We start from the raw sequence: 22227 nt of genomic DNA, 5'->3' as shown, positions 1-22227 counted from the left end.
AAAAGTGTTTAAAAGTGTTTAAAATAAAAGAGATCTGAATCACACAATTCAACTCGCGGGCTGTGCCCCAACACACCTTGCGAATTCTCGCTTAATGTTCAACCGTGGAAGGATTCTCCATGTCAAAAAGAACGATAACCGTAATCCCCGGCGATGGGATCGGTCCGAGCATTATTGATGCTGCTCTAAAAATTCTTGATAAAGCTGGCTGTGACTTTGAATATGAATATGCTGATGCAGGCCTTGCCGCGCTAGAAAAGCACGGTGAGCTGTTACCACAGCGCACACTCGACTTAATTGAAAAGAATAAAATCACCCTGAAAGGTCCATTGACCACCCCAGTTGGCGAAGGTTTTACTTCTATCAACGTATCTCTGCGCAAAAAGTTCAGCTTGTACGCTAACGTACGTCCAGTGCTGTCTTTCGCAGGTACCAAAGCGCGCTACGACAACATCGACATCATTACCGTACGTGAAAACACCGAAGGTATGTATTCCGGTATTGGTCAGAAAATTTCTGAAGATGGCAACACCGCAGAAGCGATGAGCGTTATCACTAAGCAAGGTGCGGAACAGATCACCACCTTCGCTTATGAATTAGCGCGTAAAGAAGGCCGTAAAAAGGTCACCATCGTACACAAAGCTAACATCATGAAATCGACTTCTGGTCTGTTCCTGAAAACTGCCCGCGAAGTGAGCTTGCGTTACCCAGACATCAAAACGGAAGAGATGATCGTCGACGCAACCTGCATGAAGCTGGTGATGAACCCAGAAAACTTCGACGTGATTGTTACCACTAACCTGTTTGGTGACATCCTGTCAGATTTGTGTGCCGGTTTGGTGGGCGGTTTAGGTATGGCACCTGGCGCGAACATCGGTAAAGACGCGGCCATTTTTGAAGCGGTACACGGCAGTGCGCCTGATATCGCCGGTAAAAACTTGGCTAACCCAACCTCAGTGATCTTGGCATCTATCCAGATGCTGGAATACTTAGGAATGGCCGACAAAGCGGCACAAATCCGCAAAGCAGTATCAGACGTGATTGCTGAAGGTGACCGTACCACGGCCGATTTGGGCGGTACTCACGGTACTACCGACTTCACCCAAGCGGTGTTAGATCGTCTGTAAGCACTGCTTACAAACCATCTTAGGCTTTACCTAACACTGAAAACGACAGCCACGGCTGTCGTTTTTTATGGGGCATTCAGGCCTGCACAGCCTTAGCAGCGACGACTCCATACCATCTTGCGCCATTGCATTTATCGCTACGCAGTTGCAGGATACTCCCACCAGCCAACGCCAATCACACCAGAGTCATCAGCATGAGTGATAATCCCGTCAGCCATATTCGTATCGGCAAGCATAAACTGGTGGAATATGAAGTCGCCAAAGAGCAATGCTCTGCCCTTGGCCGCGCGGGTCGTGAACTGCAACGTTTGTTGGCGGCGTACCAAGCAGATGAGCAACACGGCTTCCAGCAACTACCGCAGCAGCAACACCTTAATCAGCTTACTGAAGCAACACTGGCGCTGATGATGACCCGCGAATATTTGGGCTTTCAACATGCCAATCTCGATTGGATTGTGCAGGAGTTTTCCCTGCCCGCTGAGGTGATAGCGCGCATCGCCTTACCTAGCCCCAAGGATTATCTTGGCCGCAACGGCCGCTGATTTATTGCGAACTTTCGGCCCTGATGCTGCTCGTCGTTAACGATACAACCAACATAAAAAAGGATGGCTAAGCCATCCTTAATTCAATTCACACAACGGCGTTAGGCTTTGCGCAAGCTCAAGTGAACCGTCACCTCATCGCGATCATGGTACAAGTGCTTACAACGCAGGGTGAAGTGATGAATACCGTTCTCTTTCAGAATGGTATCCATACGCGCCAAAATGGTGCTGACCTCTTTATAACGGCTCTTCATCGGCAATTTTAGGTTAAACATCGCCTCTTGGAACCAGCCTTTAATGGCCCACTGTTCGATCAACTCAGCCACACGCGACGGTTTTTCCACCATGTCGCACACCAGCCAGTACACGTTTTTACGCTTTGGCTCATAGCGGAAGCCGTCTTCACGCAAGTGCGTCACTTGGCCTGATGCCATCAGTTCCTCTTGCATCGGGCCGTTATCAATGGCCGTGACGAACATGCCGCGACGCACTAACTGATAGGTCCAGCCGCCTGGGCAAGCGCCTAAGTCAACCGCTTGCAATCCACCAGACAAACGTTGCTCAGCTTCATCTTCCGGAATGAAGTGAATAAAGGCTTCATCCAATTTCAGCGTTGAACGGCTTGGCGCCGCTGGCGGGAATTTTAAGCGCGGAATGCCCATAAAGTACGGCGAGCTATTAAAGCTGTAGGAGTAGCCGACAAACGCTTTGTCTGAACCTAAAAAGCACACATGCACAATCGGCCGGTTAAAGTTTTCCTTCGCCAACAACTTACCTTGCTGCTTCAGCGCTTGGCGCAGCGGCACGGTAAATTTGCGGCAGAAGGTCAACAGCTCTTTGGCTTCGTTGGTATCAGGCGTTTCCACCCGCAGCTCGCCCGCTTTGGGGGCGTCGGCCAGCGCGTCGATAATTGGAGTGATACGGTCTTCTACTGGCAAATCGGTCAGCAAGTCACTGCTAACAAACATCTGCCGCGCGAAAATCAAACGCTCCAGCGATAGCTCGCGCCCTAAGCGATCAGCATCAGCAGCGCTAAAGCACTGAAACTGCACATAGGCATCTTTCGCGGCTTTAACAAAACCCGCTACCCCAAAAAGATTGGCAGCATCTTGGATCTCGGCGGCACAATCTTTTTCGTAGCCCGCACGGCAATATAAAAACAGGTTATTCATGGATAGCGGATATCATCGACCTAAAAACGGCGGCAAGTATAACAAATCAAAGACCAGATTCATCCATGCGATGGCGATAAACCGCAGCGGCCAGTAACATCCACGCCACTAACAGGCACACACCACCAAACGGCGTGATGATACCAAGCATTTTTACGCCCAGCAGCGCGTACAGATAAAGTGAACCAGAGAACAGCGCCATACCGGCGATAAAGAACCCCGCCGCCCAATTAAGCAAGCGCGAGTTAACCCAATGCCCAGCCATCGCCACAGCGATTAGCGCGAAGGTGTGATAGAACTGATATTCAACGCCAAGATTAAAAATCGCCACCAGATCTGGCGGTGCTACATTCTTCAAACCATGCGCGCCAAAAGCGCCCATTGCCACCGCAAAAAAACCGCTGATAGCGGCCAACATAAACAACCCTTTTTTCATGGATGACTCCTAACGAATGCCGTAATTGCGGTTACGGCGTGATGATAATTCTGTGCTAATGACACGTCAGCACGTTTACGAGGTTCAAAACTGTGGTCACCATCAGGTAAAAACTCGACCGTGATATTTGTCGGTAACGGCCATTGCTCTAGCTGCGTTTGCGTACCAAAACTGTCGCGCTCGCCTTGGACAATCAAGATTGGCAACAGGCACTGCTCAATGGCCTCAATCCGCGGCGCCGTTTTGCCTTTAGGGAGAAACGGATACCCCAAACAAATGACACCTTTGACGACCGCCGGTAACGGCTCGCCAGCCAAAGTGGTCGCCATACGGCTGCCCATCGATTTGCCCAACAGAAACACTCGCTGGTACGCCTGTTCATCGCACACTTGCTGCAACACTTCGCTGAATCGTGCCAGCAGTTTTGGCGCGCGATCAGGTGGACGACGTTTGCCGTCCTCGGCGCGCTTTTGCATATAAGGAAAGTTAAACCGTAACACCGCAAAACCTTGTGCTACCAGTAGCTCAGTTAGCGTCTGCATAAACGGATGGGCCATGTCAGCGCCCGCGCCATGGGCAAAAATCAGTAGCGTGTCAGCATTGGGCGCGCTATCAAAGCGGCAATCATCCGGGGAGCAATTCACTGCGCGACTCCTCGGCAAACATATCTAACATCCATTCACGAAACGCGACAATTTTGCCCAACTCGGCGTGTTTTTGTTGGCACACCAGATAGTAGGCATCTTTGCTGACCAGCACTTCTTGGAATGGACAGACTAAACGCCCCGCCTGAATATCAGGCTTAGCCAGCACGCTGTAGCCCAGTGCCACGCCCTGCCCGTGCGCAGCCGCTTGCAACACCAGTGATGAGTGGCTGAAAATCGGCCCTTGATTGACGTTCACATCGGTTACACCGCATTGGCGGAACCATGCTTGCCAGTCGTGGCGGCTCATATCGTGCAGCAGCGTGTGATACTTCAAATCCGCCGGTTGACTGAGTGGCTTAGGGCCGTTGAGCAGCAGTGGTGAACACACCGGGATCAGTACTTCATTACGCAGTTTATCGGCTCGTAGATTCGGCCAATGGCCTTGCCCATAATAGATCGCCACATCCACATCATCGGTAAGCGAACCAGATTCACCATCGACCGCTTTAATACGCACGTCGATGTCGGGGTTCTTTTCACTGAATTTTGCCAGCCGTGGCACCAACCACTGAATGGCAAAACTTGGCGACATGCTAACAGTCAAAGAACCGACCGCACTGCGCGCTAACAAGCGATCGGTCGCATCGGCCAATTGGGTGAAGATATCTTTAATTTCAAGGAAATAACTCTGACCTTCTTCCGTCAGCAGCAACGAACGGTTGCGACGGCGAAACAGCTTCAGTCCCAAAAAGTCTTCCAAGGCTTTAATTTGATGACTCACGGCCGCTTGGGTCACAAACAACTCTTCAGCAGCTCGCGTAAAGCTTAAATGCCTAGCGGCGGCTTCAAATGCTTTGACCGCATTAAGAGGAGGAAGGCGCTTGCTCATAAATTTCCTTCAACATGATTAACGGTGTTGAGCAGTCATGTTTGAATATCACTCAATTCAAACAGTTAATGACCAAAATACGGCCATAAACCCAGCTACTCTATTAGATTTTCTAATCCGTATTCTGGCATTTTATTTATGCGAGGCGCTAGCATTTTCTTGGGGGTATTGATGTAAAAAAGCCGCAGACAGATGCTGCGGCTTGTATAACGTGTTGGGCAATCGCCTCAATTATGGGCGATAGACTTTGACGTTATTATGGCCTTGCTCCAACAGGTATAACGCTTGCAGCTTGCTCATCACCCCACGCTCGCAATAGAGCAGATAGGTTTTGCTGCTATCAAGGTCATTAAAGGCGGTGGCCAGTTTAAAGAATGGAATATGCAGCACTTGGGTATCATCCAATTGCAGCGGCTTACGCTCCTCCTCTTCAGGGGCGCGAATATCAATCACCACTTGCTGCTGCGCTACGGTGCTCACCGTTTCGGTCTCGGCAACTTTAGTATCCATCGTCTCAGCAATCTCGCGAATATCGATCACTTCTGCAGCGGCCAGAATACGGTCGAGCAGATCGTCAGAAAACTTAGTCTCTTGCTCTTCGATTTTAGACAATACCGCTTTAACCGTTGGACGTTGCGAAATTACGCCGCAATATTCCGGCATCGATTTGGCAAAATCTTCCGTACCGATTTTACGGCTTTCATCGATGATGTCTTGTTTATCCATGGTGATCAGTGGCCGCAAGATCAGCATGTCGGTACAACGGTCAATCACGTTAAGGTTGGTCAGCGTTTGGCTAGATACCTGCCCTAAACTTTCACCGGTCACCAATGCTTGAATACCCATACGCTCAGCCACGCGGCTAGCAGCACGCATCATCATCCGCTTAAGGATAACGCCCATCATGCCGTTGTCGATGCGCTCGAGGATCTCTTGCACCACGGGCTCAAACGGGATGGTGACAAATTTTACTTTGTGCGATTCGCCATAACGTTTCCACAAATGATGCGCCACTTGCTTCACACCGATCTCGTGTTGGGCACCGCCCAAGTTGAAGAAACAGTAGTGGGTACGTGCACCTTTTTTGATGAATTGGAAGCTAGATACGCCCGAATCAAAACCACCAGAAATCAGCGACAACACATCTTCTTGGGTAGCAATAGGGAAACCGCCTAAGCCCGGCAGTTTCTTTTCTACCAGATAGAGTTTGTCGTTATTGATCTCAATATTCACTGTGGTGTCTGGGTTTTTCAGTTTTACCCCAGCGGCGTCAGTGTGTTGGTTTAAACCGCCACCAACGTACTTTTCCACATCAATTGAGCTAAAGTCGTGCTGCCCTGAACGCTTAACGCGCACACAGAAGGTTTTACCGGCTAATGAGGCGCCAAACGCTTTCAGTGCGTGTTCGTATATGTCGTGCACACTGCCAAAGCTATATTCATTCACTTGGCTGATGGTGGAGATACCTGGGATACAACCAAGGCGTTCAGCAAACACATCCACCAGCTCAGGTTTTCCAGTAGGCACGTGCACCATAATGCGGTCCCACTGACGTAACACAGCAGCTTCTTCATCGACTTTTTTCAGAACATTACGAATATTTGATTCGAGCATTTTGGTGAAACGCATTCTCACCGGTTTACTCTTCATCATGATTTCAGGGTACAGCTTAACGATAAACTTCATGGAACTTCCGCAAAAAAACAGCATTAAAATCGGCAATCGGCGCAGTATAGCAAAACAGCCGCTGCACTGCTCAAATAAAAGCACATCCGCGCAAGGTGGTTATCCGCCAACAAAATAGCTAAAACGCCGACACAAAAATGCCGACATCTCGTCGGCATTTGCGTTAAATCAATGTCACGCTAGTTCGCAGGAGCTGGCGGGGTGTTGCTGGCATCCGTCGCTGTTGGCGTGGTTGCTGGCGCTGGCATCGCTTGAATTTCATCGCGCGATTCCATCGCTTTACCTTGCTCGATGGCAATTTCTACACGGCGGTTACGTGCGCGATTCTCTGGCGTAGTATTGGGCACTAATGGATTGGTTGAGGCCATGCCCACCACTTTCATGCGCGATTGATCAAAGCCATCAACCCGAATAAGTTCATGCGCCACCGCAACTGCCCGCTGCGCCGACAGATCCCAGTTAGATTGATACAACTCATTACTGATGTTGGATGAGTCGGTGTAACCCGACACCGTAATAATCCCCGGTACATCTTTCAGTAACTCACCCACAGAGCGGATCACCGGCCTAAATTGCGGTTGCAGGAAACCCGAGCCCGATGCAAACGCCCCTTTTTCACGAATACGGATAATGATTTGTTGCCCTAGGGCTTCCACTTCAATCGCGCCGTCGACAATCTCTTTATTGAGTTGCTCAGCCAGCTTTTTCGCCTGTTCATTCACGGCTTGTTGCTGCGCTTGTTGATCTTGCGGTTGGGCTTGCGCCTCAGCTTCGGCTTCATCTTGCGCGGATGCCGCGGCATCACCGCCACGTTGATCGCCTCGCTGCTGTTGATTACCGCCAGAGCTATCGTCCTCACCCGCTTGAAAGGTCAGCGTTGGCTCGGTCATTTCGTTGGTTTGCTGGTTGATGATTTCAATTGGCGTTGGATCGGGGCGACCGGGGCGGAACTCCAGCGCAATCACTGACGTGCCCTTAGGAATGTCTTTCACTTCCACCTTGTTTTGCACACCAAAGGCATACTTCATCGAGCCAGCAATCTGTTTAAACTTGAGTACGTCCATTTCAGAAAACGCTAACAACAGTACGAAGAAGCACATCAGCAGCGACATCAGGTCAGCAAAGGTTGCTAACCAAGCGGGCGCTCCCGGTGGTGGACATTCACACTTAGCCTTAGCCATGGGTTACTCCCCGCCTGTGGTGTCAACTTTACGCTGACTCTCGGCGAGATAATTTTTCAAGAAACCTTCAATCACACGCGGGTTTTGGCCGTCTTGAATGGCCAACACCGCATCCATAATTAAGTTGCGGTTACGCATCTCTTCGCCCATCCGTAACTCAAGCTTATCGGCAATAGGCATGCACACCATGTTGGCTATCATCGCGCCGTACAAGGTGGTCAATAATGCCACCGCCATTGAGGGGCCGATAGATTTGGGGTCATCCATGTTGGACAACATCGCCACCAAGCCCACCAAGGTACCAATCATCCCCATTGCCGGTGCCACATCACCGAAAGCTCTAAAAATCTTAATGCCCATTTTGTGGCGATCTTCGGTCAAGGCGATATCTTTCTCTAGTGCCTCACGCACCACTTCACCGTCATGGCCGTCCACCAGCATATCAATGGCTTTTTGCATAAATGAGTTGGAGATTTGTGCTTCTTCCAACGCCAAAAAGCCGCCTTTACGCGCCGCGTCAGCCATAGTAACTGATTGTTCAATCAAGGATTCTGGCTTATCCAACTTGAACATAAACGCTTTGATGGCAATCTTTACTGCACCGAGGAATTGTTTGAGGTTGAACTTCATCATCACCACAAACATACTGCCGGCGACCACGATCAATATGGAGGCTGTATCAATAAAAATGCCAATACCGCCAGAGGTTGCCATCGCGCCGATAACAAATCCGAACCCGCCAATAAGCCCTATAATCGTTGCTAAATCCACTGTTGCTCCTCGAGAGAATGATTGCTCATTGTCGTGACTACTCTGGCGCTATACTGCCATGCTCAGTCAAATCCTACGATGAATAAGTATAACCAACTTACTCAAAATTAACGGGTTCTATTTTGTTTATCGGTCAGTGCTCCGGCAAGTTTAGAAAGAATTATAGTGAAACCAAAGGTTTTTATGTGACAAACCGTGCGGTGTAACAAAGAACCAAGCAGCTCATTTGACCCTTAGGCATCACTGATATAACGTTTGCGACTTTCTCGCTGCTTATTGCAGCCCACCATGGTGAAAAGGATGGTCGCCGTTCTACCGTGTTGGCTGGTATACTCTCGTCCCAGATTGAATAACAGGATTTGGATGTGGCTAAGAAACCCGAAAATCTCAGTTTTGAGCAGTCACTTGGTGAGCTGGAGCAGATAGTCAACGAACTTGAGCAAGGCGATGTCGCGCTCGACGATGCGTTAAAACAATTTGAGCGCGGCGTGCATCTGGTACGTGCCAGCCAAGACAAGTTAGAACAAGCGCAACAGAAAGTCGCTATTTTGCTGGCGAACGATACGGAAGCACCACTTTCACCGTTTGAATCTGAGGAACAGTAATTGTTATCTGACGCTATTACCCGCTACCAACAACGCGTTAATCAGCACCTAACCTCGCTGCTGGATCAGCTCGCCACAACCGATGCAACGCTTAAAGCCGCCATGAAACATGGGGTATTACTCGGTGGTAAGCGTGTGCGACCATTTTTGGTGTATGCCGTGGGTGATATGTTGGGTGTGCCGTTACACAAATTAGATAACTGTGCCGCCGCCATCGAATGTATTCACGCCTATTCTCTGATCCATGATGATCTGCCGGCAATGGACGATGACGCGCTGCGCCGTGGACAACCTACCGTACATGTCGCCTACGATGAAGCCACCGCGATTTTAGCTGGTGACGGTTTGCAATCTTTAGCCTTTGATATTTTAACCGCACCGAGTGAGTTTTCTGCCGAGCAGCAGTTAGCGATGGTGCGTTCACTGGCGCAAGCGGCGGGTTACAGCGGCATGTGTGGCGGTCAGGCGCTGGATATGGCAGCCACCGATAAGCAAATCAGTTTAGACGAACTCACCCAACTGCATCGGCTAAAAACTGGTGCCTTGATCCAGTGTGCTGTTGAACTAGCGGTGATTGCTGCCGCGGGGGATGAGCTGACCCAAAGCAAATTACGCCAATACGCTGTCGCCATTGGTCTTGCCTTCCAAGTACAGGACGATATTTTAGACGTCACCAGTTCCACGGAAGTGCTAGGTAAACCGCAAGGTTCTGATACAAAGTCTAATAAAAGTACCTATCCACGTTTGCTAGGCTTAGACGGTGCCAAAGCCACCGCCGAACAGCTGTTACAGGACGCACTATCAGCCTTGAGTGATTTGCCCTACAATAGCCAACTAATTGCAGAATTCGCCCGCTATATCATTGAACGGCGAGTATAAATAACCTAATGAATGATTTTATGAGCCTGGATATTTCTCAGTTTCCGGTACTAGCGCAGGCGAATACGCCAGATGAACTGCGTGCATTACCACAGGCAGTATTGCCTCAATTAGCCGACGAGCTTCGCGCCTTTTTATTACAGTCAGTTGGCCGCTCAAGCGGGCACTTTGCCTCAGGTTTAGGCACAGTCGAACTGACTGTGGCGCTGCATTATGTATTTAATACGCCGTTTGACCGTTTGGTGTGGGACGTAGGCCACCAAGCCTATCCCCATAAAATTCTTACCGGTCGCCGCGAACAAATGCACACGATTCGCCAAAAAGAGGGGCTGCACCCATTCCCTTGGCGTGAAGAAAGCGAATACGACACTTTCAGCGTCGGCCACTCTGGTACCTCAATTTCAGCCGCACTCGGTATGGCAATCGCTGCAGATAAAGAGCAAGCAGGCCGTAAAGTGGTAGCCGTTATTGGTGATGGCGCCATGACTGGCGGCATGGTGTTTGAAGCACTGAACCACGCAGGCGATCTGCACAAAGACATGCTGATTGTGCTGAACGACAACGAAATGTCGATCTCCGAAAACGTCGGCGCACTGAATAAACATCTCGCGCAACTGATGTCTGGCCGTTTCTACACCACCATCCGCGAAGGCGGCAAAAAAGTGCTTAAAGGCATGCCAGTGATTAAAGAGATGGCACGCCGTACCGAAGAGCACTTGAAAGGCATGATGGTGCCAGGCACCTTATTTGAAGAGTTGGGCTTCAACTACATCGGCCCCATCGACGGCCATGATGTTGACGCCATGGTTGAAACCTTGCGAAATATGCGCGGCCTGCAAGGGCCACAACTGCTGCATATTATGACCAAGAAAGGCAAAGGCTATGAACCTGCGGAGAAAGATCCGATTGGTTGGCATGCAGTGCCTAAATTCGACCCAACTCAGTTCCGTAAACCCGATACCAAACCGGGCTTGCCGACCTTCTCAGAAATCTTCGGTAAGTGGCTGTGTGACATGGCTAGCCGTGATGAGAAAGTATTGGGCATCACTCCGGCGATGCGTGAAGGCTCAGGCATGGTCGAGTTTTCTCAGCGTTTTCCTGAGCAATATTTTGATGCGGCGATTGCCGAGCAACATGCCGTCACGCTAGGTGCGGGTTTTGCCTGTGAAGGTTACAAACCTGTAGTTGCTATCTACTCCACCTTCTTGCAACGCGCCTATGACCAACTGATCCATGACGTAGCTTTGCAACGTCTACCTGTGCTGTTTGCCATTGACCGTGGCGGCATTGTCGGCGCCGATGGTCCAACTCACCAAGGTGCGTTTGACCTGACCTTCCTGCGTTGTGTGCCAAACATGGTGATTATGGCACCATCTGATGAAAACGAATGTCGTCAGATGCTGTACACCGGTTATTGCTATCAAGACGGCCCCGTTGCTGTGCGTTACCCGCGTGGCAGCGCCACAGGTGTTAAACCGGAAGAACAGATGACCGCCCTGCCAATCGGCAAAGGTCTTATCAAACGCCAAGGCAACAAAGTGGCCATCATCAACTTTGGTACGACACTGGCTGCCGCATTGGAAGTCGCCGAGTCGCTAGACGCCACCGTAGCCGATATGCGCTTTGTCAAACCCTTGGATGAAGCTCTATTGCTAGAATTGGCGCAAAGCCATGATGTGTTAGTCACGGTGGAAGAGAACGTGATTATGGGCGGTGCAGGTAGCGGCGTGCTGGAAGTGCTAGCCAAACACAAAATTTGCAAACCAGTACTGCAAATTGGCTTACCAGATGAGTTTGTCAAACACGGCGCACCAGCAGAAATCATCGCAGAGCTAGGCCTAGATGCGAAAGGCTTACAGCAAAAGATTGAAGACTTTATTGCTTAACCGTTCCAGCTAAGCATCGCGCGGCTGCCTTGTTTTGACACGGGGCAGCCTTTTCAATCAATAACTCACGAACAAGCCAATATCACACCGACTGCGGCGCTAAACACAGATCGTTTTTTAAATACTCTCGATTAGACAAGTATTGCCGCCACCTTCCCTCTGCCCCCCCTAAAATGCGCTAGCCCAACGAGCCTGTTAACTCGTAGCGAAAATTGCATTAATCGAAACATACGGCAGCATCAACCTCGTCCTCTGCCTTAATATCCTTAAAACCAGCCTATCCGCATGACGTAATTCAGCCACTCGCGATGCAGCAACCACCGAGAGGCTGTTTATCTTTAATGATTGTTTTTTACAACTGTCAGAGCGTGATTTAGGCAAGGCAGGTGATGTGCTAGTGCCTACGACCAAGTTGCAGATGATCTGCACCAACTTGCCAAAGCCTACCAACTCAACAACAACACATTAGCATTCCAGCATCGTTTTCAACGCTTCATCGACGCCAATAACGGCCGAAAAGCACTGCTGAAACGACTAGCGGATTTAATGGAATGATACGTTAGCAGTCACTTTCAACCCGCTCTACAGCACCTAAATGTGTAATCAGTGGCGAGTTAGATTAGTCGGTATTGCGATCAAGACGTCCGCTTTATCGCGAAGTATTTCAGAACTACATAGAAAAAAGCCAGAGCAATTGGCTCTGGCTTTTTAAACTTCAACAACGTGTATCAGCTCTACTTGCGCTTGGCGTATTGCTGGTCAATCCAAGTTTGATAAGCACCGCTTTTGACATTGTCGATCCATGCCTGATTGTTCAAATACCAACTTACGGTTTTCCGCACGCCAGTTTCGAAGGTTTCAGCGGGTTTAAAACCGAGTTCGCGCTCAATCTTAGTACAATCAATCGCATAGCGGCGATCATGCCCAGCACGATCCTTCACATAAGTGATCAAAGAATTCGCCGGTTTACCTTGCGCGCAAGGAGATTGAGGATAACGCTCAGCCAACGATGCATCAGCCGCAAATTCGCCATCCATCAATTCGCAAAGCAAATTAACGATATCGATGTTCTGCCATTCGTTAACACCGCCGATATTATAGGTCTCGCCAGTGACGCCCTTTTGCAGCACTAACTCGATACCACGGCAGTGATCTTCCACAAATAACCAATCACGGATCTGTTTGCCATCGCCATAAATTGGCAAAGGCTTACCTTCGAGGATGTTAGTCAAACACAGCGGGATAAGCTTCTCAGGGAAGTGATAATAACCATAATTGTTTGAACAATTACTGGTCGTTACGTTCAAGCCATAGGTGTGATGGTAAGCACGTACCAAATGATCAGAAGCGGCTTTAGACGCAGAATAAGGCGAATTAGGCGCATACTGAGTCAGCTCGGTAAACGCAGGATCATTGGGTCCCAACGTCCCGTAGACTTCATCTGTCGATACGTGATGGAAACGGTGCGGCAAAGGATTGGCAGGATCAGCAAGCCAAACACTACGTGCCGCTTTCAGCAAGCTGTGCGTACCGATAATGTTGGTTTCGATAAAAGCGTCGGGACCGGTGATCGAGCGGTCAACGTGAGATTCAGCGGCAAAGTGTACCAAGGTATCAATTTGTTCTTCACGTAACAGTAGCTCAACCAATTCAGTATTACCGATGTTGCCTTTAACAAACCGAAAGTTTGGCTTATCCATCAATGGCAACAGAGTCTCAAGGTTGCCAGCGTAAGTTAACGCATCCAACACCACCACACGGTCTTCCGCGTGCTGCGACAACCAGTAATGCACAAAATTCGCGCCGATAAAACCAGCAGCACCGGTGACAAGTAATCTTTTCATCGGAATAGTCCTAATTGCTTAAATTAAAAAGTGACGGCATCTTTCAACCATTTTGCATCAGCATCTTTGGCTGACAATGATGGTTGTTGACCATCGACCAATGGCCACGCAATTGCGAGGTCAGGATCATCCCAACGTACGGAATGCTCAGCATTGGGGTTGTAATAATCAGTACAACGATAAACAAACTCGGCGGTTTCAGTGGTCACATAGAAACCATGGGCAAACCCTTCTGGCACCCACAACTGACGTTTGTTCTCGGCTGACAATAACACCCCAACCCATTGACCAAAGGTAGGAGAAGACTTGCGCATATCAACGGCAACATCAAACACCTCACCGCTGACGACGCGAACCAACTTACCTTGAGTATTTTCAGTTTGGTAATGTAAGCCGCGTAAAATTCCCTGACGCGACTTTGAATGGTTATCTTGAATAAAACGACGTTCGCACACTTGTTCGTTAAACCAAGTTTCTCGCCAAGTTTCCATAAAGAAACCACGTTCATCACCAAACACTTGTGGCTCGATAATCTTTACTTCAGCAATTGCTGTATCGACAACTTTCATTAGATAACTCTCAAATAGTCTCTTTTAGAACTTGCATTAGATAAGCGCCATAACCGCTTTTAATCAACGGCTTGGCTAACTCAGCTAACTGGTCAGCATTAATAAAGCCCATGCGGTAGGCAGTCTCTTCTGGCGAGGCCACCTTTTGTCCTTGACGTTTTTCTAACACGCGAATAAAAATTGCCGCATCTAATAATGAGTCATGGGTGCCAGTGTCTAACCAAGCAGAACCGCGGCTCATCCGCTCGACCCGCAGTTTTCCGCGTTGCAGATAAATATTGTTGATGTCGGTAATTTCCAACTCGCCACGATGAGATGGTTTAACCTGTTTGGCTATTTCAACCACTTCGTTATCGTAGAAGTACAGTCCGGTCACCGCATAATTGGACTTAGGCTCAAGCGGTTTTTCTTCAATAGAAATCGCATTACCGTTCTTATCAAAATCCACCACGCCATAGCGCTCAGGATCTTGCACATAATAGCCAAACACTGTTGCACCATCAGGCTGTGCCGCAGCGGCTTGCAGTGTTTTACTGAATCCATGACCATAAAAAATATTATCGCCAAGTACTAAACACACCGAATCGTCACCAATGAACTTTTCGCCAATAATAAACGCTTGTGCTAATCCATCTGGGCTCGGTTGTACCGCATACTCGATACGGATACCCCATTGGCTACCATCACCTAAAATGCGGTGATAGGTGTCTTGATCATTGGGTGTGCTGATAATCAACACTTCACGAATACCGGCCAACATCAAGGTGGTCAGTGGGTAGTAGATCATCGGTTTGTCATAAACAGGTAACAACTGCTTGTTAACGCCAATCGTCGCTGGATGTAAACGGGTGCCACTGCCGCCCGCTAAAATAATGCCTTTCATATTCTTCTCTGTCTCGATGGGTCAGATGGGTTATTGCGGTAAATATTGCTGCAAATTTGCTAGTGCATGTTGCCAATTACTAGGTTGAATACCAAATACGTGTTGGATTTTCTGGCAATCTAAGCGTGAGTTAGCCGGGCGTTTTGCTGGAGTTGGATAGTCCTTGGTAGTGATCGGGTTAACTGTCGGCAATTGCGCTAACAGTTGTAACTCGCCCGCTTTGGCGAAAATCGCTTCGGCAAAACCATGCCAGCTAACATGAGGCGCCCCCGAAAAATGATACACGCCCCAAGCCGCGAAATCGGACTGCAGTGCGCGCTGCGCCATAGCTAACAATGCATCTGCAATATCACCAGCGTATGTCGGGCCACCAAACTGATCGGCCACCACATTTAAGCTATCGCGCATAGCGCCAACACGCAGCATGGTTTTAACAAAGTTATTGCCTTGCTCACCAAATACCCACGCAGTTCGTAAAATTAGATGCTTGCTACAATGCGTAGCAACGGCCTGCTCGCCTGCCAGTTTCGACGCACCATACACCCCTTGCGGTGCCACGGCATCGGTTTCTAGATAGACCCCATCTTTGTCACCGGCAAACACATAATCGGTAGAAATATGCAGCAACACGGCATTACCACGGCTCGCGGCTTCAGCGAGGAATTGCGGGCCATCGCGATTAATCGCATAAGAAGCTGCAACCTCGCTCTCCGCCTTGTCTACGGCAGTGTGTGCTGCCGCATTGATAATCACATCCGGTTGAAATCTCGCTGCAACTTGTAAAACCGCATCACGATCAGTGATATCCAACTCACTACGATCAACTGCTAGCACTTGCCAACCTAAGCTTACGGCACGTTGCTGCAAGCTGGTACCAACTTGGCCGTTAGCACCGGTCAACATCAACTTTACTGTCATACATTTCCTTAAAAAACAAAGGCCACCTCAATTCGATAGCCCCTTTGAAACCTTTCACCAAATCTAGTAAGCACCATCTCGATGCAAAACTACACCTACTGTCTTAAATAAAATGGCAATGTCATACCACAGTGACCAGTTTTTAACATACCAACCATCAAGGTATACCCGCGTGGCGTAATCCACATCGTTGCGACCACTCACTTGCCATAAACCGCTCATGCCAGGTTTGGCCATGAGGTAGTACTCAGCATCATCGCCGTAGCGTTCAAGTTCAGCATCAACCACTGGGCGTGGCCCCACTAAGCTCATTTCACCTTTGAATACGTTCCATAGCTGCGGCAATTCATCCAAACTGGTCTTACGCAAAAAATGCCCGATAGGTGTAATTCGTGGATCGTTTTTAAGTTTGAAATCTTTAAACCATTCCGCCCGGGCTTCTGGGTCATTTGCCAGCAACTCTTCTAACACTTCTTTTGAGTTGGAGACCATCGAACGGAATTTAAGACATTTAAACTTCTTACCATGCTGCCCAACACGTTCATGACCATAAGTCGGTGAGCCGCCATCACGAGAAGCCTTCCAAGCAATATAACCTAGCAGCGGAGACAAAATGAGAAGTAACAAACCTGATACGACAATGTCAAAGACGCGTTTCAGCATGCGAGAAGATATACGTGCGAGATTATTTTGAACGCGCAGCATGATCAACTCATGGCTAAAAAAGTGCGACATATCAGTACCATACAAAGGTACTCCTCGCAGGGTAGGAATCACTGAGACGTTGCGCATACCTTTTGCTGAAAGGTAACGCAGCCAGTTATCACGCAACTCTGTTTGCTCGTATTCAAAAGCTAAAAACAACTTAGATTTTCGATACTTAAGCAATACCGTTTCCATGTCGAGATTCAACAACGGAATGCCTTCAATTGGCGCTGACTTACAACTGTTAGTTGCACAAATAAACCCTTGAATATCAAACCCCATCAAGGCTTCACTTTGAATTGCCCGGTAGGCATCGGCGGCGTTGCGGCCACTGCCAACGATAAAACTCGGGAACTGCCAGAAACCGAGTTTCCGTAAGCCGACTTTGGTGAAGTAACGCAGGGTCGGTACGAGCACAAAACATAGGGTCCATAACAACAACCACTCACCCCGTGAAAAGTCCCACTTAGACAAAGCTATTAGCGCCAAATCTGCAACCGCCATAGCCAAAAGTAGCTGAAGGCATTCTTTTAGCTCACTCCAGAATGGCTTACGGTAGGTATAGTGTCGTAACTTCGTCCACGACCAAGTCACCCCCGAGAGCACGATCAGTGCATAGGCCCAAACGCGAGCTACACCATTGTGGCTATCAAAGGTACTGAAGATTTCCGGAGATTCAAACCCATTGCTACCGAGTAACAAACAGGTAACGCCGTAGGCAAGCACAAAAGCAATGACATCAGAAAATAGCAGGCTAGCTTTATTAATCATCGGGGAAAAGATCCGAGTTGTCGCACTGGCGGCGGTGTCAATTTGAGGCATATCCATATCAAATATCCATAATACAAAATAATGAGCTTGAACCGTCTTAGCCCATCCAATAAACCTGCGGATTATAGCGGTAATTCACTACAAATAGCACACCCAAACAACGCTAAAACAACCTTTCTGTGACAAATTACACCTTCGCGAAAAAGCGAGTTGGTTATATCACCAAGGTGCACTGACAACAGCGTTAAGCACACCAGAAACTAGCGCATTGGCATCCGATTCGGTTGCGGCCTCTGCGTAACAACGTAGTTCCGGTGCATTGCCAGAGGGCCGTAAATGAATCACTCGGCCGTCAGATAACGTCAACCGTAAACCATCCGTCGTGTTGACCGAACTCACATCGACATTTGCCAACCCCAAAGTGCGTAAAAACGCGTTTGGCTGAGCTTCGCCTTTAGCAATCAACGCTAGACTTCGTTCACGCGCAAAATCTTTAATCCGGTCGGAACTGGTGTAACGCGGAAGCAATGCAGCAACTAATGAGGACAAATGACAGTCTTTTGCCGCAGCAAGCACCATTAACGCGGGCAATAACGCATCACGAGTTGGTAAGGCTGCTAACGCCTTCCCTCGCCACAGAATATTGATGGGCTGGGGGCGACAATAGTAATTACTGCTGATTCCAATAGCTTTTATACATTCCAAACTTCGGCCTCAATGCAGTTGGGATGTGTTTATAATTCAACCCGAACTTATAGCCTAAAAATTTACAAAATGTCGTAACAAATGCATAAGGAATCCAGCTCGGCGAATGCCTCCAAAGATACGCCAACTCAGACTTAACAAATTTTGCCCCTTCTCCATGTGCACCACCTAGTTTTTCTTGGATCCATGGCTCACATGCATGAAAAACGCCTATATCAAAATAGCGTTTAAACTCTTGAATTGGAGAATAATTATGAGAATGTTGAACTACTGCATCAGCCTGATATGCTACTTTGTAGTTAGCTAGAAGAGCTTTCGCTGCGACAAACATATCTTCAGCTAAGATAGTATTTGAGGGAAAGCCGCCCAAACGAGTTAACACATCAATCCGATAAGCTGCATATGAATTAGATATAAAAGCAACTTTCAAGCCTTTTGCGGTATGATCCAAATAAGTGTTGCAACAACTAAATTCAGGGTAATTAAATATCCTTGCATGAGATGCTAAAGGATTAGCGTCTATATGTGGAACCTGACGGCCACTAACGGCGCATACACTATGGTCATTTAAAGCATTAACTAAATTAAATAATGATTTATTTCCTTGCAAAATAACATCTTGCGTCAAAAAAACAACTATATCGAAACCACGTTCTTTAAAAAAATTTAAGCCAATATTTCTAGTTCCACCATGATTAAAATCAGATTTACTTATTCCCAGCACTTCAATATCAGGATAATTTGCAGTTTTACCAACCGTGCCATCGTCAGATTGAGAGTCGATAACTAGCAACTTAATATCTATGTCATCTTGTTTATACAAAGATTCAAGTAATAGATTAAAATTTTCACCAGCGTTATAGGTAGGAATAACAACTCCAACATTCTTTATACCGTTCACAAATACCCCTTACTGTGAGCGAGTGCATATCGATAAGCCAAAACTCTATCAAATGATGAAAGAAACAAAACTAAGAATATTTTTATAAACTTAAAAAACGCTTTTAAATAACATTTCCTAGCGCCAAATCTAGCAAGTTTATTGATTCTAACTCGACGCGTTATCTGCTCGAAAGATTCATTATGAGAATGAGCGATCTCCAAATCTGGAAAGTAACATATCTCGAATCCCTTATTCAACACAAGTTTTGCCCAAGCATTATCCTCGCTAGCCTCAACATTTGGAAATGGGTACTCCTCTAATATTTCTTTAGCTGAAAATGAGCCGGCGTTACTAAAACATAATTGATTATTTACTTTCCGCTTAGGAAACGTTTTATTCAGAAAAATTGATTCATATAAAGAGTATCCAGCATTATGATTTACTACTTGTCTAAAAAAACCTATACGATTCCCTGCATTGAATTCAAGAAGCACTTCATTTAAAAAATCAGAAGAAAGTAACTCTACATGAGCAGAAAAAAATAAACATAAATCACTTCTAGCTTGATTTACAAGATAGTTGCAAGTTTTAGAAAAACTAAACTCTGTCGCATTAATTGATAAAATCTTAACATTTCCACCCCATTTTTTTACAATTTCAATTGAATCGTCAAAACTTCCACTATCTAGGAATATAACCTCATAACAACCGAAAAAATTCTGTCTGGATAATGAGGCTAGAAAAAAAGGTAGTAGCCTAGCTTCGTTTTTCATTCTCACCAAAATTGACAAACTAGGTTTAGCTTCACTTAGATTATCGAAAACGACTTTACTAGAATTAAAATAACACAAAAAATATCTCCCCCTAGGTTAAACAAGTCACTTAAAATTACCTAAAAAAACAAATCTCACTAAAACCAACTGAAATACTACTGGTAAATACATATAATGATTATAAAAAACACTTAATATATTACACTGACTTAATATGGCGAATCCAAAAAAAGCAAACGGTGTTCTATTCTTGTAGAAAACCCTTGAAAAAAAACCAGCTATAGATGCTAAAAAAAACACACCAAAGGCTCCAATATCCTTATATGGGTTTATAAATGCCGAACTAACATTGAACGCTTCCGAAACTAAGTTCTGTGTAAAATTCGCATAGTTATCACTATATATCATCCCTCTAATTACTGATGGTAAAAGCATCGACGTAGATTCTCTTAAAGACCAGTCATAATTTGGAACACTATTGACAAATGCATTTACTAGGTTGTTGACTGGAGTCGTAAGGTACATGTATACCCACAAAAAACCGGAGGGCAACCAAGTTGGATAATTATCCGTAGCCATAGCTAATGCTAAAAAAGCATCACGACCACTACGCGCATCGCCTACGACACCGAAAATAAAAATTAGAAATAAAAACAATACGACCACAGGAAAAATTTTCTTTAAATTCATCTTGCGAAATGAAAAATGAATTAATATCAGCTGAAAAATATTTACTATTAGTAGATTACGGGAAATAACAATCACACTCCATAAACATGTGAACACTGGAACTAATAAATATTTTCTTTCCCCTGTATACACATAAACAAAATATGAGACTAAAGACAGTGTCAGTAGCAGGGAGTTTAAGAAACCATGAACACTAGGCAAACCAAAATCAAAGTAAGTTTTACCGTTCTTTAAAATCAACCAAACAATTGGGACACCGGAACAATAAACAATTTCAATTAGAGTTATCAAAAGCCAAATTCCGAAAAAACACCTTATCTTAAGTTTTAATCTCAATAGAAAATTATCACTCAAATTAATTTTCAGATCATAACGTTCAATATTTAAACCAACAACACGACTGTGAAATCGCCCCTCATATATAAATATCGCTAGCCACCCAACAAAAAAACTCCCTATAATAAACAAAACGTACATTGCAACATCTATAAATTCAAAAATCAGCAAACTAGAGTATTGAAGACCATACAAAACTAGAACAAATAACCAAATACCCGAAAAAACAAATAGCGGTTCGAAGATAATACTTCTGGAGATTTTAACATTTAGCTTATTCATCAACTATTAGTTACCCTATCAGCCCAGTAATCATATGAATAACAATCTAGAAAGCGATTGTTTTCACCTTTAAAAACCTCGCTTATAGATCCATCATTTATCTCCATTGAAAAAGCAACTTGTCCACGTCCAAAAATAAATTTAGAGAAATGAGCATCCAAACTCAGCTTATTATAATCGCCGACATAATATACAGGTCTCTGACACACAAAACTTTCTAAGCATCTTTGGGTTAACCCCGTCTGTCCGGGGTGTCCAAGTTCAACGACATACTTTGAATTAAGGTAGAGTTTTACTCGCTCCGTTTCAGTTATAACTTCATTTGAAACATCTGGAAAAATCCGAGACAACAACTTACTCTTTGTAACTAAAATAAAAGTAAACTTACAATGAGATTTCTTCAAATTGCGCTTCAGCGCCTTCAGCTTAAAAAATCTGTAAAAAGTAAATGAACCAACATAACAAAAATCAATTTTAGGGCTTTCTTTATTAATTAACTCTTTAGAAATTGATATAATTCTAGTCATATCTACTGGAGTAGGAAGGTATAAAGACCCTCGCCACTTTTCAAGATCATTACGTTCAAAAGTAAAAACCCTGTCGAAGAGACTATATATTTCAATAACTTGCGGGAATCGATCAATGATATCCCATTGATAAAGAACCATACGTTCAGGCTTGCATTTTTCCTTTATTTCTTGTACCAGTCCCGAACTAAAACCGAAACCTTTAACTACAACCACCAAATCTACTTGTTTTACAGGAATATGTTCCAAGATATACTTTTCAAATCCGCTACTAGATGCATATCTCAAGCTGAAAACGCTTGCGAGTCTATAATATTTTTTCCAAAGCCAATAACAATCAACACAAGATAAAATAAACCTAATAATTAAAAGAAAAACCCTAATGTGAATTCTAGGCAAAAAGAACTTATTTTCGTCATAGACTACAGATACGACGTCCCCCATTTTCGACAAGCTTTCAGCAAAACGCATCTCGTAGTCAAAAAATTTGGGCATAACTAACAATATTTTTTTCAAGAAA

At 46.1% G+C, this 22227-nt stretch carries 22 protein-coding genes; 5 read left to right on the top strand and 17 right to left on the bottom strand.

Translation table 11 applies throughout. The features are described 5' to 3' along the window. Positions 1-119: 119 nt before the first annotated feature. Positions 120-1127, top strand: coding sequence for an isocitrate dehydrogenase (locus L9G74_RS08800; protein WP_238895926.1), 1008 nt, complete (start codon positions 120-122; stop codon positions 1125-1127). Positions 1128-1321: 194 nt separating this feature from the next. Further along, positions 1322-1669, top strand: a complete 348-nt coding sequence (locus L9G74_RS08795) for a hypothetical protein (RefSeq protein ID WP_238895925.1) — start codon at positions 1322-1324, stop codon at positions 1667-1669. Between the two features lie 101 nt (positions 1670-1770). On the opposite strand, the gene rlmM is transcribed toward L9G74_RS08795, so the two are convergent. The 7 genes from rlmM to pomA form a co-directional block, all read right to left on the bottom strand. Further along, positions 1771-2841: a 23S rRNA (cytidine(2498)-2'-O)-methyltransferase RlmM gene (gene rlmM / locus L9G74_RS08790; protein ID WP_238895924.1), complete on the bottom strand. Its 1071-nt coding sequence runs from the start codon at positions 2839-2841 to the stop codon at positions 1771-1773. 46 nt (positions 2842-2887) lie between these two features. Next, on the bottom strand, positions 2888-3277 hold the full coding sequence (locus L9G74_RS08785) for a DUF423 domain-containing protein (RefSeq protein WP_238895923.1): 390 nt from the start codon (positions 3275-3277) through the stop codon (positions 2888-2890). Continuing rightward, the gene (locus L9G74_RS08780; RefSeq protein WP_238895922.1) at positions 3274-3921 is read right to left on the bottom strand and encodes an alpha/beta fold hydrolase; all 648 of its coding nucleotides are present in this window, start codon (positions 3919-3921) and stop codon (positions 3274-3276) included. The genes L9G74_RS08785 and L9G74_RS08780 overlap by 4 nt, the downstream gene beginning before the upstream one ends. After that, on the bottom strand, positions 3902-4813 hold the full coding sequence (locus L9G74_RS08775; protein WP_238895921.1) for a transcriptional regulator GcvA: 912 nt from the start codon (positions 4811-4813) through the stop codon (positions 3902-3904). The genes L9G74_RS08780 and L9G74_RS08775 overlap by 20 nt, the downstream gene beginning before the upstream one ends. A 231-nt stretch (positions 4814-5044) precedes the next feature. After that, positions 5045-6499 (bottom strand): tRNA uracil 4-sulfurtransferase ThiI, encoded by a 1455-nt coding sequence (thiI, locus tag L9G74_RS08770; protein WP_238895920.1) that lies wholly within the window; start codon positions 6497-6499, stop codon positions 5045-5047. A 179-nt stretch (positions 6500-6678) separates the two neighbouring features. Further along, positions 6679-7680: a flagellar motor protein MotB gene (locus L9G74_RS08765; protein ID WP_238895919.1), complete on the bottom strand. Its 1002-nt coding sequence runs from the start codon at positions 7678-7680 to the stop codon at positions 6679-6681. A gap of 3 nt (positions 7681-7683) precedes the next feature. Further along, complete coding sequence (gene pomA / locus L9G74_RS08760) at positions 7684-8451, bottom strand: flagellar motor protein PomA (RefSeq protein ID WP_238895918.1); 768 nt, start codon at positions 8449-8451, stop codon at positions 7684-7686. Positions 8452-8816: 365 nt separating this feature from the next. Here pomA and xseB point away from each other — a divergent pair, with 365 nt between their 5' ends. Genes xseB through dxs form a run of 3 tightly spaced genes read left to right on the top strand, consistent with a single transcriptional unit; the run spans position 8817 to position 11821 of the window. After that, positions 8817-9056, top strand: a complete 240-nt coding sequence (gene xseB / locus L9G74_RS08755) for an exodeoxyribonuclease VII small subunit (RefSeq protein ID WP_238895917.1) — start codon at positions 8817-8819, stop codon at positions 9054-9056. Continuing rightward, complete coding sequence (gene ispA / locus L9G74_RS08750) at positions 9057-9935, top strand: (2E,6E)-farnesyl diphosphate synthase (RefSeq protein ID WP_238895916.1); 879 nt, start codon at positions 9057-9059, stop codon at positions 9933-9935. Positions 9936-9955: 20 nt separating this feature from the next. Beyond that, a complete protein-coding gene (gene dxs, locus L9G74_RS08745; protein WP_238895915.1) occupies positions 9956-11821 on the top strand; it encodes a 1-deoxy-D-xylulose-5-phosphate synthase in 1866 nt (621 codons plus the stop codon). A 734-nt stretch (positions 11822-12555) separates the two neighbouring features. Here the strand turns inward: dxs and rfbB are convergent. From rfbB to L9G74_RS08695, 10 genes are all read right to left on the bottom strand, one after another. Next, positions 12556-13665 carry a dTDP-glucose 4,6-dehydratase gene (gene rfbB / locus L9G74_RS08740; RefSeq protein WP_238895914.1) on the bottom strand — a complete coding sequence of 370 codons (1110 nt, stop codon included), beginning with the start codon at positions 13663-13665 and terminating at the stop codon, positions 12556-12558. Between the two features lie 23 nt (positions 13666-13688). Further along, positions 13689-14234: a dTDP-4-dehydrorhamnose 3,5-epimerase gene (gene rfbC, locus L9G74_RS08735; RefSeq protein WP_238895913.1), complete on the bottom strand. Its 546-nt coding sequence runs from the start codon at positions 14232-14234 to the stop codon at positions 13689-13691. Positions 14235-14244: 10 nt separating this feature from the next. Continuing rightward, a complete protein-coding gene (gene rfbA, locus L9G74_RS08730) occupies positions 14245-15117 on the bottom strand; it encodes a glucose-1-phosphate thymidylyltransferase RfbA (protein WP_238895912.1) in 873 nt (290 codons plus the stop codon). A 30-nt stretch (positions 15118-15147) separates the two neighbouring features. Next, positions 15148-16035, bottom strand: a complete 888-nt coding sequence (gene rfbD, locus L9G74_RS08725; protein ID WP_238895911.1) for a dTDP-4-dehydrorhamnose reductase — start codon at positions 16033-16035, stop codon at positions 15148-15150. 63 nt (positions 16036-16098) lie between these two features. Beyond that, entirely contained in the window at positions 16099-17568 is a 1470-nt protein-coding gene (gene wbaP / locus L9G74_RS08720; protein ID WP_238895910.1) for an undecaprenyl-phosphate galactose phosphotransferase WbaP, read from the bottom strand. Positions 17569-17730: 162 nt separating this feature from the next. Continuing rightward, positions 17731-18060 carry a phosphohexomutase domain-containing protein gene (locus tag L9G74_RS08715; RefSeq protein WP_238895909.1) on the bottom strand — a complete coding sequence of 110 codons (330 nt, stop codon included), beginning with the start codon at positions 18058-18060 and terminating at the stop codon, positions 17731-17733. A 121-nt stretch (positions 18061-18181) separates the two neighbouring features. After that, on the bottom strand, positions 18182-19117 hold the full coding sequence (locus L9G74_RS08710; protein ID WP_238895908.1) for a glycosyltransferase family 2 protein: 936 nt from the start codon (positions 19115-19117) through the stop codon (positions 18182-18184). Further along, positions 19114-19878, bottom strand: coding sequence for a glycosyltransferase family 2 protein (locus L9G74_RS08705; protein ID WP_326521509.1), 765 nt, complete (start codon positions 19876-19878; stop codon positions 19114-19116). The genes L9G74_RS08710 and L9G74_RS08705 overlap by 4 nt, the downstream gene beginning before the upstream one ends. A 99-nt stretch (positions 19879-19977) precedes the next feature. After that, entirely contained in the window at positions 19978-21180 is a 1203-nt protein-coding gene (locus tag L9G74_RS08700) for an O-antigen polymerase (RefSeq protein ID WP_238895906.1), read from the bottom strand. After that, on the bottom strand, positions 21180-22223 hold the full coding sequence (locus L9G74_RS08695) for a WaaS/CpsH family glycosyltransferase (protein WP_238895905.1): 1044 nt from the start codon (positions 22221-22223) through the stop codon (positions 21180-21182). The genes L9G74_RS08700 and L9G74_RS08695 overlap by 1 nt, the downstream gene beginning before the upstream one ends. Positions 22224-22227: the final 4 nt, after the last annotated feature.

Origin of the sequence: Shewanella electrica (assembly GCF_022321485.1) — a bacterium.
Taxonomy (GTDB): Bacteria; Pseudomonadota; Gammaproteobacteria; order Enterobacterales; family Shewanellaceae; genus Shewanella; species Shewanella electrica.
The sequence above is the reverse complement of the archived record's forward strand: the minus strand, read 5'-3'. Positions and strand labels throughout refer to the sequence as shown.

Bases quoted from the DNA above. Each gene is read 5' to 3' on its own strand.
- rfbC (WP_238895913.1), bottom strand. From the start codon at position 14,234: ATGAAAGTTGTCGATACAGCAATTGCTGAAGTAAAGATTATCGAGCCA.
- L9G74_RS08800 (WP_238895926.1), top strand. From the start codon at position 120: ATGTCAAAAAGAACGATAACCGTAATCCCCGGCGATGGGATCGGTCCG.
- thiI (WP_238895920.1), bottom strand. From the start codon at position 6,499: ATGAAGTTTATCGTTAAGCTGTACCCTGAAATCATGATGAAGAGTAAA.
- L9G74_RS08795 (WP_238895925.1), top strand. From the start codon at position 1,322: ATGAGTGATAATCCCGTCAGCCATATTCGTATCGGCAAGCATAAACTG.
- L9G74_RS08775 (WP_238895921.1), bottom strand. From the start codon at position 4,813: ATGAGCAAGCGCCTTCCTCCTCTTAATGCGGTCAAAGCATTTGAAGCC.
- dxs (WP_238895915.1), top strand. From the start codon at position 9,956: ATGAGCCTGGATATTTCTCAGTTTCCGGTACTAGCGCAGGCGAATACG.
- rfbA (WP_238895912.1), bottom strand. From the start codon at position 15,117: ATGAAAGGCATTATTTTAGCGGGCGGCAGTGGCACCCGTTTACATCCA.
- wbaP (WP_238895910.1), bottom strand. From the start codon at position 17,568: ATGGATATGCCTCAAATTGACACCGCCGCCAGTGCGACAACTCGGATC.
- rlmM (WP_238895924.1), bottom strand. From the start codon at position 2,841: ATGAATAACCTGTTTTTATATTGCCGTGCGGGCTACGAAAAAGATTGT.
- L9G74_RS08785 (WP_238895923.1), bottom strand. From the start codon at position 3,277: ATGAAAAAAGGGTTGTTTATGTTGGCCGCTATCAGCGGTTTTTTTGCG.
- L9G74_RS08700 (WP_238895906.1), bottom strand. From the start codon at position 21,180: ATGAATAAGCTAAATGTTAAAATCTCCAGAAGTATTATCTTCGAACCG.
- rfbB (WP_238895914.1), bottom strand. From the start codon at position 13,665: ATGAAAAGATTACTTGTCACCGGTGCTGCTGGTTTTATCGGCGCGAAT.
- L9G74_RS08765 (WP_238895919.1), bottom strand. From the start codon at position 7,680: ATGGCTAAGGCTAAGTGTGAATGTCCACCACCGGGAGCGCCCGCTTGG.
- rfbD (WP_238895911.1), bottom strand. From the start codon at position 16,035: ATGACAGTAAAGTTGATGTTGACCGGTGCTAACGGCCAAGTTGGTACC.